The sequence below is a fragment of the Acaryochloris sp. IP29b_bin.137 genome (genome assembly GCF_028285745.1).
Lineage (GTDB): Bacteria > Cyanobacteriota > Cyanobacteriia > Thermosynechococcales > Thermosynechococcaceae > Acaryochloris.
In genome coordinates, this window is record NZ_JANQOP010000046.1 from 18,027 (window position 1) to 31,035 (window position 13,009).

General features: G+C 50.8%; 18 protein-coding genes. All 18 read right to left on the reverse strand.

Annotated elements, in window-relative coordinates; translation table 11 throughout:
• Nucleotides 1–40: 40 nt before the first annotated feature.
• The 18 genes from modB to Q0991_RS03665 all read right to left on the reverse strand — a co-directional run bounded on the left by modB (nt 41) and on the right by Q0991_RS03665 (nt 12,970).
• The gene (modB, locus tag Q0991_RS03580) at nt 41–1,921 is read right to left on the reverse strand and encodes a molybdate ABC transporter permease subunit (RefSeq protein WP_299485584.1); all 1,881 of its coding nucleotides are present in this window, start codon (nt 1,919–1,921) and stop codon (nt 41–43) included.
• A 26-nt stretch (nt 1,922–1,947) separates the two neighbouring features.
• Entirely contained in the window at nt 1,948–2,751 is an 804-nt protein-coding gene (gene modA, locus Q0991_RS03585) for a molybdate ABC transporter substrate-binding protein (RefSeq protein ID WP_299485586.1), read from the reverse strand.
• A 53-nt stretch (nt 2,752–2,804) separates the two neighbouring features.
• Nucleotides 2,805–3,071, reverse strand: coding sequence for a hypothetical protein (locus Q0991_RS03590; RefSeq protein WP_299485587.1), 267 nt, complete (start codon nt 3,069–3,071; stop codon nt 2,805–2,807).
• Between the two features lie 14 nt (nt 3,072–3,085).
• Nucleotides 3,086–4,090, reverse strand: coding sequence for a cysteine synthase A (gene cysK / locus Q0991_RS03595; RefSeq protein ID WP_299485589.1), 1,005 nt, complete (start codon nt 4,088–4,090; stop codon nt 3,086–3,088).
• A gap of 125 nt (nt 4,091–4,215) precedes the next feature.
• A complete protein-coding gene (locus Q0991_RS03600; RefSeq protein ID WP_299485591.1) occupies nt 4,216–4,443 on the reverse strand; it encodes a hypothetical protein in 228 nt (75 codons plus the stop codon).
• A gap of 61 nt (nt 4,444–4,504) precedes the next feature.
• On the reverse strand, nt 4,505–4,861 hold the full coding sequence (locus Q0991_RS03605; RefSeq protein WP_299485593.1) for a hypothetical protein: 357 nt from the start codon (nt 4,859–4,861) through the stop codon (nt 4,505–4,507).
• A 92-nt stretch (nt 4,862–4,953) separates the two neighbouring features.
• The gene (locus tag Q0991_RS03610) at nt 4,954–5,484 is read right to left on the reverse strand and encodes a flavodoxin (protein ID WP_299485595.1); all 531 of its coding nucleotides are present in this window, start codon (nt 5,482–5,484) and stop codon (nt 4,954–4,956) included.
• Between the two features lie 84 nt (nt 5,485–5,568).
• A complete protein-coding gene (locus tag Q0991_RS03615) occupies nt 5,569–5,814 on the reverse strand; it encodes a ferrous iron transport protein A (RefSeq protein ID WP_299485597.1) in 246 nt (81 codons plus the stop codon).
• A 36-nt stretch (nt 5,815–5,850) separates the two neighbouring features.
• Nucleotides 5,851–6,150 (reverse strand): 2Fe-2S iron-sulfur cluster-binding protein, encoded by a 300-nt coding sequence (locus tag Q0991_RS03620; RefSeq protein ID WP_299485598.1) that lies wholly within the window; start codon nt 6,148–6,150, stop codon nt 5,851–5,853.
• A 96-nt stretch (nt 6,151–6,246) separates the two neighbouring features.
• Nucleotides 6,247–6,615 (reverse strand): iron-sulfur cluster assembly accessory protein, encoded by a 369-nt coding sequence (locus Q0991_RS03625; protein WP_299485599.1) that lies wholly within the window; start codon nt 6,613–6,615, stop codon nt 6,247–6,249.
• Between the two features lie 396 nt (nt 6,616–7,011).
• Nucleotides 7,012–7,839: a HesA/MoeB/ThiF family protein gene (locus Q0991_RS03630; protein WP_299485601.1), complete on the reverse strand. Its 828-nt coding sequence runs from the start codon at nt 7,837–7,839 to the stop codon at nt 7,012–7,014.
• A gap of 51 nt (nt 7,840–7,890) precedes the next feature.
• Entirely contained in the window at nt 7,891–8,208 is a 318-nt protein-coding gene (gene nifW / locus Q0991_RS03635; protein ID WP_299485603.1) for a nitrogenase-stabilizing/protective protein NifW, read from the reverse strand.
• Nucleotides 8,205–8,426, reverse strand: a complete 222-nt coding sequence (locus Q0991_RS03640) for a CCE_0567 family metalloprotein (protein ID WP_299485605.1) — start codon at nt 8,424–8,426, stop codon at nt 8,205–8,207. The genes nifW and Q0991_RS03640 overlap by 4 nt, the downstream gene beginning before the upstream one ends.
• Nucleotides 8,427–8,469: 43 nt before the next feature.
• On the reverse strand, nt 8,470–8,949 hold the full coding sequence (locus Q0991_RS03645; protein ID WP_299485607.1) for a NifX-associated nitrogen fixation protein: 480 nt from the start codon (nt 8,947–8,949) through the stop codon (nt 8,470–8,472).
• Complete coding sequence (gene nifX / locus Q0991_RS03650) at nt 8,946–9,374, reverse strand: nitrogen fixation protein NifX (protein ID WP_299485608.1); 429 nt, start codon at nt 9,372–9,374, stop codon at nt 8,946–8,948. Before nifX ends, Q0991_RS03645 begins: the two co-directional genes overlap by 4 nt.
• A 98-nt stretch (nt 9,375–9,472) precedes the next feature.
• Complete coding sequence (locus tag Q0991_RS03655; RefSeq protein WP_299485610.1) at nt 9,473–12,280, reverse strand: bifunctional nitrogenase iron-molybdenum cofactor biosynthesis protein NifEN; 2,808 nt, start codon at nt 12,278–12,280, stop codon at nt 9,473–9,475.
• A 71-nt stretch (nt 12,281–12,351) separates the two neighbouring features.
• Nucleotides 12,352–12,666, reverse strand: coding sequence for a Mo-dependent nitrogenase C-terminal domain-containing protein (locus Q0991_RS03660; RefSeq protein ID WP_299485612.1), 315 nt, complete (start codon nt 12,664–12,666; stop codon nt 12,352–12,354).
• A 22-nt stretch (nt 12,667–12,688) separates the two neighbouring features.
• Complete coding sequence (locus Q0991_RS03665) at nt 12,689–12,970, reverse strand: nitrogen fixation protein NifZ (RefSeq protein WP_299485614.1); 282 nt, start codon at nt 12,968–12,970, stop codon at nt 12,689–12,691.
• Between the last annotated feature and the right edge of the window lie 39 nt (nt 12,971–13,009).

Below are 13,009 nucleotides of genomic sequence, written 5' to 3' on the forward strand. Positions count from 1 at the left end.
TCCAATTGAGAGAGGGCTGGGGGGTGAGGGCTAAACTTGACTATCGCTGAGGCGGTGGATCTTCTAATAGCAGCAATCGCAGGGGATCCAAGTAAACAGTCCATGGTTGAGGCTGATCCTTCAGCGCAACCCATTTTTCTTTAAATACTTCTGCCTGCAGGTGATAGTCTTGCCCATGGTTCGGGGGACCATGCAACTTTAAGTAAAGGGTCATCCGATGGGGCGTTTCACTGGTAGCCGCCAGCCAGCAGGGAAAAGTATTGGGGGAGGCAGATGAAGGAGAGTGGGTAGAGAAGCAAAGCTGGTGAGCCCGAATTCCAATCTGGCTCAACTGGGGAGGTAAGGGTTCGAAGGTCTGAAGCAGACAATGCCAGTTGAGCGCTTCCACTTGGTTAGGCCCCCGGGCCACGGCGAGAGAAAAGTTTTTACAGCCCGTCAGGCGAGCCGCCTTGACGGTATGGGGCCGTTCAAAAATCTTATGTTTGGGGCCAATGGCAATAATGGTACCGTTGTCTATCATCAGTAAACCGTGACACATTCGAAAGGCTTCTTCTAAATTGTGAGTTACCAGGAGAGTGATGCCGGGGTAACCCTGCAGCCGGAGGATCAGTTGCCGCTCGATTAGGTTGCGAAGGTGAGTATCGAGGGCGGAAAAGGGTTCATCCAGCAGTAATACTTGAGGCTGATTCGCCAGGGCACGGGCCAGCGCAACCCGCTGCTGCTGCCCCCCTGATAGCTGATGGGGATAGCGGTGGGCCAAGGACGCCAGGTGAAGGAGGCTCAGTTGCTGGTTGACCGCAGCCTTGATCTGAGTGGACGAGAGTTGCCGACGCCGATAAAGGCCAAAGGCGACATTTTGAGCGACGGTTAAGTGGGGAAACAAGGCGTAGTTTTGGAAAAGCATCCCGACGTTGCGATCGCAACTTGTGACGTCAATCCCCAAGTCAGCATCAAACAGCACCCGACCATTGAGTACAATGCGGCCCTGGTCGGGTCTTTCGATGCCCGCAATACAGCGCAAAATCAGGCTCTTCCCCATCCCCGAGGCCCCTAAAATCCCCAAGGGTTGGTCCGCTGCCATAAACTTGACCGATAGGGTAAATCCTGGCAATCGCTTCTCAATATCCACCTCTAATTGAGGGGATGGCAATACGGGGTCATGGAGTGCCCAGCCTTGAATCTCAGAAACCTCAGAATTAACGACAATACTACGGAGTTGGGGGTCTCTGTTCTCAACCCGCTTAGGAGGGCGACGCGGCTGGGGTTGAAACCGCCCACAGTGGATGCCATTCGCTAGTACAATCCCCCCCAAAGACAAGCCCAGGACAAGGGTCGACCATTGAGCCGCTTCCCGTAAATCTCCCGCTTCAACCGCGAAGTAGATCGCCATCGGCAGGGTCTGGGTCCGTCCGGGAATATTGCCCGCCAACATTAAGGTTGCGCCAAATTCGCCGAGGGCACGGGCAAAGGCCAGAGTGGTCCCGGCTAAAAGCCCTGGCAAGGAAAGGGGCAGAGTAATCCGCAAAAAAACGGTTCGTTCTGAAGCCCCTAAGGTCCGGGCCGCCTGTTGGAGGTTACGGTCAATTTGCTCAAAGGCTCCCAAGGTCGTTTTGTACATCAGGGGAAAGGCGGCCATGGTGGCGGTAATGACTGCGGCGTACCAAGTAAACACCAGGTTGAAGCCCACGGCCGAAAATAGGAACCCAAATGGACCATTCTTCCCCAAAAGCATGAGTAATAAGAAGCCCAGCACGGTGGGAGGCAAGACCATCGGGGCTAGCAAGAGACTATCCAGGAGAGATCGCCATTGTCCCCGATAATGCTGCATAGCATTGGCAGCAGCAATCCCTAAACAGAATGTGATGGCGGTGGCAATCGTCGCAATGCGGAGGGAGATCCAGAGAGCAGAAAGATCATGCATGAATGCCAAGGGGGGGTAAGGGTAGCCTAGACACGGCCAAATCCAAAGCGTTCGAAGGTGTTTTGTGCCGTTTCTGTGTTCAGGAAATCAATAAAAGCTTGAGCTGCTGCAGGATGGGATGCATTCTGCACCACCCCAATGGGATAGACAATCGGCGAGTGGGATTTGGTGGGTATGGTGGTCAACACCTTTACCTGTGGAGAAAGCACGGCATCGGTAGCATAAACCATTCCGAGTTCAGCATTGCCACTTTCCACGGCAGCGAGAACCGCGCGAACGTTATTGCCAAACACAAACTTAGATTGAAGGGATTCTAACAAATCCAGATTCGCAAAAACTTGTTCAGCATATTGTCCGGCAGGAACACTACGGAATTCACCAACCGCGAAGCGGCGAATGTCAACGCTTTTGAGCTGCTCAAGATGAGTGATGTCTTGTTGGGAGGTGGCGGGGGCAACCAGAACTAATCGGTTCGTCACTAAGGGGCGATGACTACCGGATACAATCAGTCCTTGCTTTGATAGCTGATCCATGGGCTTCACACCGGCGGAGAAAAACAGATCGGCGGGAGCGCCCTGCTCAATTTGCCGCTGAAGCGCCCCAGATGACCCAAAGTTGTAATCCACGTTGATTTGAGGATAGGCCGTTTGAAACTGGGGTGCGATCGCATCTAGGACATCTTGCAAACTAGCAGCGGCAGAAACCGTGATGGTCACGGATGCTGTGCCCTGAGCGCTTGAGGTCAACTGGTAAATTTGGGAGCTACAACTCATCCCTAAACAGGAAAGCAACCCCACCAGAAACCAGATTAGAAATGGGCGACGTTTCATGATTACACTCACAGATAGGGTCTCCACGTTTATGAGCCATACTGCTAAGCAGCCTAGGTTTTTGCTTCAGTCGTAGGGTAGAGTCCCAACTGTCGGGACAGCTCCCTGGCGATAAAAATGAGGAACTTCGCTGCATCAGGATTATCTTGATGGGCAAAATAGCTAGCTGCTTGCATCAATGCCTGCACAAACGCTGCATCCAGCAAGTCAGGTTCAGCCTCCAGAATTTCAGGCTCTTGACCATTGGGGCAGGCCAGTAATCGATCGATCAACGCATAATAACGCGCTTGACGAGGATTGTCGGCGGGGGGAGCTGTCATGATATTAGTTCCATTCAAGCAACCGGATTAGGGATCGAATAGTTTGCTGGCAGACTATCGGGCACCAGGGTCGGATAGGCAGGTTCTAAATCTTTAAATAAAGCACTACTTAAGTAGCGTTCGCCAAAGCTGGGTTGGATCATAACAATTAACTTGCCAGCATTTTCAGCTCGCTGACCCACTTGGATCGCTGCTGCGAGGGCAGCACCCGTGGAAATCCCAGAGAGGAGACCTTCTTCGCGGGCAAGGCGACGACCCAAGGCAAGGGCCGCCTCGTTTGTCACCGTAACCACCTCATCAATACAATCAACATTGAGAACTGCAGGAATAAAGCCAGCTCCAATCCCCTGGATTGTGTGGGAGCCAGACTCACCTCCAGAGAGTACTGGACTATTGACGGGTTCGACTGCGATCGCACGCAATTCGGGTTTACAGTCTTTCAACACCTCAGCAACGCCGGTAATCGTGCCCCCCGTGCCGACCCCTGCCACCACGATATCGACCTGTCCTTCGGTGTCAGCCCAAATTTCTTCAGCAGTGGTATCACGATGAACTTGAGGATTCGCAGGATTATTAAACTGCTGAAGCATATAGGCATTGGCCAATGTCGCCGCAATTTCCTCCGCTTTAGTGATAGCCCCCTTCATTCCTTGTTGTCTAGGGGTGAGCACTAATTCTGCACCATAGGCCTGCAGCATGGCCCGACGTTCTAAACTCATGGACTCTGGCATGGTGAGGATAAGGCGGTAGCCCTTAGCGGCTGCAACCATCGCTAGGGCAATTCCCGTATTCCCAGAGGTGGGTTCCACCAGCACTGTTTTCCCAGGTGCGATCGCACCCGCCAATTCTGCAGCTTGGACCATGCTGAAGCCGATGCGGTCTTTAACGGACGACGCTGGATTCATACCCTCAAGCTTGATCACAATTTGGGCGACACAGCCCTCTGCTTGAGGAATGTTGTTCAACTGTACTAGGGGTGTGTGGCCAATTAGCTCAGTCACATCTTTGGCAATTGGCATTGGTAACCCTCCTCGTGGAATCAATATTCATTTCCAGTTAAATTTGGAAAGTTTTTGTATGGACAGGGATGACCTACAAGGTAAAACGCAGAACTCAACTCAGCTCAAGGGTAAGAAATCTATGCCTAACCCCGTTTGCGCGCAACAATATTGTATAAATGCCAATACTTTTCCTCGCCGAGGACATTACGGCCCAGATGTTCTTCTTCATCAAAAACTTCTAGATCAAACGGCTCAAACAGCTGCTCAATCTGATCTGGCGTCAGATAGTTAAAATTAGGGTCTGTTGCCCAGTAGTCGCGATCACCGGATAGATATCCACAAAATCTGCCTCCAGCTTTTAGGGAGTGCACGATTGCGTCCCAAAGCTGGTGAAAGGTTGCAGGAGGACAAAAAAGTAGACCAAAGCCGGCATTAATTCAGATCAACACCAGTGGGCAAAAACCCGTTTTTAGGGTGCTGCATCCGTGTATCTAGATGGGGGGGATCGAAATTCTGACGCCGATGCCATCTAGGAGGCTTGTCTGGTTCTCCCTCCATGGATAGAACCTGCCACTTTCGCCGCAGTAACTCCACGGTGTCACATCCATCTTGGTAACCCAAATTGATGGCACACCGGGCTGGAGATGAAGGGACTCCCTCATACCGTTCAAGTGCTGCCACCAACATCTCACTTGGATGCCCCCTGGCAACAGCCTGAAAATAATCAGCCCTTTGACGATACACTCGCTTGGAATTCAGTCTTGGAGCTGGATTTAGGGTGGTGATCATGTTGTATCTCCTCCTAGGATACTGGGACTAGGTTTGACGGGTGACTAGAGTTGATCGCACACCATCCGGCCAAACATCTGGGGGATCACGGGTTAAGCAACCTGAAATGGAAAGTCTGCTTTGAGAATGTCTAGCCAGTTGGCAATCCGCTGCTCGGTTTTATCGCTTTCATTCACTTCATCAAGGGGTAAACCCACGAATTTGCCATCCCGAATCGCAGTGGATTTTTCAAAGGAATAGCCCTCCGCGGGAACTGCCCCGACAATCCTTGCGCCTAGCGCTTTGAATTGGTCATAGAGGATCCCCAGAGCACCGACAAAATGTTTGCTGTGACCTTGACAATCACCTGGACCAAAAAGGGCAATGGTTTTGCCGGAGAAATCAGGTTTCTCGACTTCCATATCAAACAATGGCTCACGCCAGTCATTCTGGACCTCTCCAGCCCCCCAGGTAGAACAGCCCAGCAATAAATAGTCGTATTGCAAGAGATCCTCGACATCATCAAAATCTTCTTCCATACTGTATAAATCACAGATTTCCGATCCAAGTTCCTCATAAATTTTTTCTGCGATCTCTTCTGTGACGCCGGAGGTACTGCCGTAAAAAATACCGATTTTTGCCATGGTTTTTGCTCCTAATGAATGCAGGGTGATGAGAACTTTGTTACTCAGAATGAAAATCAAAACAGAGTAATCATGGATTCACTGTTATGCCACTTGAGGCCGCACATCAACGGCCTCAATCATGGCCTGAGTTAATGCCAACGGCCCCTGGCGGGTGCGAACCACAAACCGAGGAGACCGCTGCTCCAGGGCAATCCAAGCACCGGGAGATAAGCCGAGCCTTTTTAACTTTTCGGCAACGGCTGGATTAACGCCACTAATGGTCGCAATCACCCCTCGTTCTCCAATCTTCAGTCGTTTGAGGGAAGCCTTCGAGTTTAAGCTCAGCATCTGTAACCTCCAACGGTTTAACGGTAGCAATTCTGACTAAACAAGATAAGCTTCCATATGGGTTTTAATCGTGCAATCAGAACGCGGATAGGCAACACACAGTAATGCATATCCCTTTTCGATTTGCGCATCATCTAGAAAAGACTGATCATCTTGATCCACTGTCCCTTCCACAATCTTGCCAACACAGCTAGAGCAAGCCCCAGCTCGGCAAGAAAAAGGGAGATCTAGCTCTTGTTCTTCTGCTGCATCAAGAATAAACATGTCATCTGCAACGGGAATCGTGATATCAATCTCGCGCTTTTTGTTGATGAGGTGAACTTGGTAAGTTGTCATGGTTGATCTCCTCAATAAGCTGACATCTGGGCATCTGACCGATGCAATACATTTGGATGAGAACAGTTTTATGCCGAACTGAGTGGGATGGGTTGCTTAGGAACAAGGCACACCCGCAGGGCTGCAGTCCTTGGCTGTCTGAAAAGATTTTCCACAGCCGCAGGTGTCCGTGGCATTGGGATTCGTGAATTTAAAGCCGCTCTCTATCATTCCATCGACGTAGTCCACCACGATGCCATCCAAGAGGGGAGCACTGCTGGGGTCAATAAAAATCTTGAGGCTGCCCGTATCGGTAATTTCATCATCTGCTTTTGGTGCCTCGGCTACTTTGATGTCGTATTCATAACCGTTGCAGCCCCCCTCGTTCACGGCCAGTCGAATGCCTCGGGTGGGTGTTGGGTTAGGGGTACCTCGAACAAAGGTTCGTAGCCGAAGTTCTGCAAGTTCAGTCAAGGTAACAGTCATAGGAATTCTCCTGATATGGGTTATTAGCTAATAGAGAGGAGCCGTTGAGTCACCATCACAATGGCTGGCAGACTGCTGTCCATGAAGATGTTTGATAAGAAAACGTGTTTAACGAGTCATATGACATTGTTTCCGTCTCAGACACAGCTGAGAACAGGTATTTTTCTCTCGAAATCTAGAGGCAAGGGGACAGTGGGGATTAAAGAGTAAAACCAGAAGAATGAAACTCTTTAAGAGAACATGAGCAAAGGCGAGACCGATAATCAGACAGGTTACGGAAGCAAGGTAGGCAAGGACTTGAACAACATCCTTAGAGTATCGATGGCCGAATCGCCAAAATTCAATCGCAAGTACCAAGAAACAAAGAGAGGTCCAAAACATGGGTCTAAACAGAACTCAACAAAGGGGAGGCAGCGCAACGATTGCCGGTTGATCCTCAGGCATCTTTGCAGCTACAGGATCGGATCGGGTTACTTCAGGCATTGGTCCACAAACTGGGCACTGAGGATCGTGGTAGGGTCGACGTTTTGCGAATTCAGCTCGGGCCAAATCCATCGTCAATAGCTGCCCTAGTAGCGGTTCCCCTAAGCCGGTCACGAGCTTGATAACCTCCAGGGCCGCAAGACAGGCTAAGGTCCCTGACACAGCTCCCAGAACACCGAAGCCCCAACGATCCCATTCGGGTTTTTCGGGGAACAGGCAAGTTAGACAAGGGGTTTGTCTCGGGACAATGGTCGTTAGATAAGCTTCCATCCCGTTCATCGCCGCTTCGATCATGGGTTTCCCCCAGCGAACACAGGCAGCATTCAGGGCGTCCCGTTCCGCGAAGTCAAAGGCACAATCGAGGGCAATATCAGCCCGCTGTACCAGCGCGTCAATGTTATCGGCACTGACATATTCACAAATAGCCTCGATTTCAATATCAGGATTAAGGTTGGTCAAGGTTTCTTGGGCTTTGAAGACCCGAGGTTGCCCTACCCAGTCATCGGTCATGAGGATTTGCCGATTTAGGTCATCCCGCTGCAAGTTGCCACCGCGCATGAGGATCAATTTGCCAACCCCTGCCACAGCCAGGTAGAGTGCCGCAGTTCCACCTAGCCCACCGACACCAGTCACTAACGCCGTTGTCTTCTTTAACTGCCGCTGGCCCGTTTCACCTAGGCCGGGCAGCATGATTTGGCGGCGGTAGCGTTCAACTTCAGTGGGGGTTAAGGATGGCAGCATGGTTTTAGCGCTAAGCGTGATAAATGATGGAGACCTCACCTTCTGACAAGGCTATTCCACGGTAATGTCTGAAACCCTAACCACATCTTTGGGTTTCTCCTTAAAAACCTTGAATAGTTTCTGCTCCACCGAAGAGGAGGTTAAAAACAGGTCATAGGCAGTTTGTAAGGCTTTGCGGTAGGCATTTAGTTTTTCTTCTTCCCTGAGGTCTTTCTCTTCCGCCTCTACAAGCTGGGAGAACTTCCGTAGAATATGTAAACGATTTACGTTCAAGACCTGTGGATCAAAGGGGAGATTAAAAAATTGAAAATAATCCTCAGCATCTTTGAGCTGATTAAACTGAGCGAGCGATAATTCTGTGGGTGTCATGGATTGGCCTCCAAAGTTTTGAGCTGTTGCTTAAGATCACGGAGTTGACAATAAATGAGGTAGGTTTCCTCAGCAGCTGCTGGGAGTTTTTCGAGATCAGTGGGAAGACCTTCAGCAATGTCATGAAGATCCATTTTCATCTGCCCTGCTTTACTGTTGAGCTTTCTGATTCGGGTTTTCAGTGTATCGATGGTTTCGGAAACAGTTGTGGGTGTCATCGGTAGAAATGGGGGCGACAGGACACAAGAAAGATAGCCTGGGCTAAATATCACAAACTTGTGGATATGTTTGACTCAGGGCAATCCCTTTTTGCACGAGCTTTTCGCCTTCGGCGTTGAGCTTTTCTAAGGAATCAAAGCCAAATCGTTGAGCATCTCGTAGCGTTTTGGAAACCAGGATGAGGCGACCCGAGAAGATCAGCGCCCAACCAAAGCCTTCGTGACTCAAATCGACGACAACCTGAGAGAGCTGGCCGGTTTCTTGTTCAATTTGAGCGGCGATCGCCCGATAAAATCCTAGGATTCGGCTTTGGGTAATCACATCAACTTCACCTTCTACAGAGATCTCTCGGCGCTTTTTCTTGGGAATGATATAAGGCTTCAGTAGCGTCTCATCAGCCCAATTACGATAGGTGCCATAGGCATCGTTAGCGCGAATCTGCTGGACGATGGCTTTGAGAAAGGGGGAGCTGTCAATCGCTACGGCTTCCTGGACAGGGGTGGGGGTTTCAGTCGAACTCATACGGTGATTTCCTCCTCGATAGTGGTTTCAAACTCGTCTTCAAAAGTGTGGCTTTGGCCTTTGGATAGAGCTTTCCGTAGCCATGGGGGTGGACTGCCATTGAGGGTCTTTACTAGCCGCAATAGGACATCCTGAATTTCGTCATTTTCTGATTGGGCCTTAATCGGTGTAATGTTTTTCTGAATCAAGCGGGCGGCAGCACTGCCTCCAATTGCAGAAACATAAACAATGGCACAGTCTTTCAGGGCCTGGAGCTTGGGCTGTAGCTTATCTTCGTTGCCATCTTCTTTGAGGTCATCTTCAAATTTCAGAGTTTCTAGAAAGGCGTAGCCTCGATCATTGGCGTCATAGACATCAATCTGGCTAGCCGAGCCAAAATGGGCGTTAATGTGAACCGAGTCGCGGGTGGTGAATCCAATTTTCATGAGTGGTGGGCCTCCTTCAGATGGGGTCTACTGGCAAAGGGATAGTTGCGAAGGTCTCCAATTTGCCTTTGGCAATCGCAAACGAGACCAACCATCCCCTACAAATTGCCGGTTCGCCAGGCATGAACCTGGGCGTGAGCCGTGTTCTCATCAGCTTCCAGAAAAATATTGCCGATATCGAATAGGAGCTGGATCGTCCCCTCATAGCCAATGGTGCAGCGTTGACCATTGCCGAGGCGATCCAACACGGGGAACCCAAGGCGATAAAGGGGAATGTTCAACTGTTTAGAAAGGGCTTTGGCATTAGAGTTGGCGATCAGCAGGTCCGCACCCGAAGCCAGATCGGCAAAGTCTTCTAGATCGCCAATGGTGACAGTGTCAATGGGCAGATTCTTGAGTAGTTTTGATTTTGTGGTCGTAACTGCAGCATGGACTTCAGCTCCAGTGGTGGTCAGCCACCAGGCAATGGTATGGAGTAGGTCCGGTTCTAGAGCTAGAGCCACGCGCTTGCGGCCAAAGAAAAAGTGGGTATCCAGAATAGCATCCTGCAGTTGGTGACGCTGGTGCCGGAAGGGTTCAGGGACGGGGCGATCGCTAATCTCTGAGAGGGTTTGCAGAAAGCGATCGACGTTCTCCAGTCCCGTGAGGCCATCAAAGAGTCTGTACTCGGTACCGAAACGCTGTTGTAAAATTTCAGCAGCTAGTTTCATGCTTTGACCGATGGCTAGGGTAAAGGCAGAGTGAGGGAGGGATTTGAGCTGAATGAGGGTTGTCCCCCCACTGGTCAACCCCGAAGAGCCTGCAGCCAAATGGCCATCTAAAGATGTCGATAGATCCGGCACCAACACAGGATTGAGGCCAAAGGCACTTACCATCGTTTTGATCGCCTGTACATCTCCTGGGGCGAGAGAGGGACCAGCCAAGATCGTCACCTGGGACGGCAGGCCGGTGGTATAGAACGGGCCATAGGCATTTTCTTGCTGTGAGCCTTCGTCCCAGTCGTGATCAGGAATATCTCGGACAAGGGACTCTACCGCCGCGGCGAAGCCATCTTGCAAGGCCCCTTTAAAGTCAGGCGTGGAAGCAAAGGCAATCGGGAGAGCTGCAATCTGGGAATTGCGCTGGCGTAACTCTCTCAAGATCCCCCGCATATCATCCCCACGAGTTTCCGTGAGTCCTGTCGTACACAGCCCCACGATCTCAGGCTTTGATTTTTCTACGAGTGTCGAGAGAGCGGTTTCAATATTCTCTTCACCACCGAGGATGGTCGTCACCTCTGTCATCGCAGTCGTTGATAGAGGGATGGCCTCCCGGAAATGTCGAACGAGCATCACTTTTGCAAATGCCGTACATCCCTGGGAGCCGTGAAACAAGGGCATCATTCCCTTGACACCCAGGTAAGCAAGGGCTGCGCCCAGAGGCTGGCTTTGCTTAAGAGGATTGACTGCGACGGATTTTCGACGGGCTAAAACTTTCGTTGCAGGTGTGGGAGAGGGTAGGGGCTCCACCTCTTTGTTAGCCTTCTTGATCCGAGACGTCTTCTCCCAAGGTGCCTGCCGTCGAACCTGCGACCAAATTGGGCTATGTAGCGCTTCATCGAGTTCCTTTGCCATCTCAATCATGCCTAGATAGCCAGCATAGGGATGATGGCGTTCCTGATTAATGTCCAGGAAGGGGATTTTTGCTTTTAGGGCAGTATATTGATTGCGACCGCCGGCGATCAGCATGTCGGCATTGGTTCTTGCAATCACCTTCAGGAGTTCCTGGGCGTTCCCTTTGGGCATCATGATGCCATCTTTGCCCAATAGATCTTTGATACGGGCTTTGTCTTCTTCGGTGCTCTTTTTGGTGCTGGTAGCAACGATATTGATGCCCAGATCTTTGGCAGCGGAGATGATTGACCAGCTTTTGACACCGCCGGTATACAGGACAACCCGCTTCCCTTTTAGTCGCTGACGATAAGGGCCGAGGGCCTCGTCTAATTTGCGAGTTTCAGTCTCAATGAGTTGTTCAACCCGAGCTTGGAGATCCGCATTGCCCAGTTGAGTTGCGATCGCACGCAGCAAATGGTTCATATCTTCCACGCCGTAGATCGACGCTTCGATATAGGGGATGCCATATCGCTCCTGCATCTTGTGAGCCATATTGATCAGCGCCTTGGAGCAGATCATGACGTTGAGCTTGGCCCGATGAGCACAAGTAATCTCGTGGTAGCGGGCATCCCCTGTAATCTTGGCGAGGACACGAATGCCCAGCTTTTCGAGCAGCGGCAGCAGACCCCACATTTCCCCGGCAATGTTGTACTCACCAATCAGGTTGATGTCATAGGGGGTCGTGTATTCAGGTTCCTCAGTGCCCACGACATAATCCAGCAAGGCTTCGCCGCCCATGCGATTGCCGAGGTTTTTGCTGCCCATAAACCCTGGAGACGTGACGGGCACCACCGGAATATCGAATTTCTCACTGGCGGCTTGACACACTGCATCTAAATCGTCACCAATCAAGGCGGGGACACAGGTGAGGTAAACAAAAATTGCAGCGGGACTGTAGCGTTCTTTAACTTCACGGATGGCTTTGTAGAGTTTCTTCTCACCCCCGAAGATAATGTCGTTTTCATTCAGATCTGTGGTGAAGCCCATTTTGTATATCATCGGTCCCGACGATAGGCTACCCCGACTGCCCCAAGAATTCCCGGAACAGGCGATCGGACCGTGAACTAAATGGGCAACGTCGGTAACGGGAACAAGGGCAATACTAGCGCCATCAAAGGCACATCCACCCTGGGCAGCACCCGGTTGGGCTTGCTGCTGACAAGCTTTCTTTTTGGCCTTGCCGTCTTTCTTGTGATTGTGTTCACAACCGTGCTGGGTAAGAAGTTCGTTGATTTTACCTGTCGTCATTTTCATGGCAATGAAGGGATGAAGGGGCAGGGAGAGAGGGTAGGAGCTTGGGTCAGGATATGGGGAGAGACTCAGAATCAACAGAGGTAGGGGGTTATATCTTCGCCACAACAGTCAGCCAGATAGGTCAGTGCTCGAAAACGCAAGTTCACGATTTCGTTGTAAAGCGGGTTGAGTTTGCACAGTGCGGGGATATGCAATGTGTAACTAAAAAGGGTGATATCTCGTTCAAAGGGGCAAGCACAAGGAATGACTTGACACAGAAGTTGTGCAAAAGCACGGTCTTCGATTTCAATGTGATCAATCCAGCGTCGGAGGGGCCTCAGAATATCAAAGCTGGGGGGCTTCGGAGCGTTCGGTATCAGAGAGTTATGGTGAGTTGCGTGTACCATCAGTCGTGGCCCAATTGTGTGATTAGAGTGAAACTGTTTTTTGGTCTTCCGTTAGCTCTAGCTCTTTGCCCAGGCAACCGACCACGAAGTTACTTTCTAGAAAATGCACTGAATAGATATAGGCTCGTTGTAGGTAGGTACCGATGCCAACGATGTAGCCAATGTCCCCTTTCTTGGCCAGGTGAAAGCCAACTGCTTTGCCGGGATAGGTGCCGTCATTGCGAATTACTTTACGAACCCGAACCCGGCTGCCCATCTCATACTGAGGGGGGGAATCAATTTCGATTTCTTCACTCAGACGCATGGTCAATTCCTCCAGAGGGCTACCAGAGACGCAGGATGT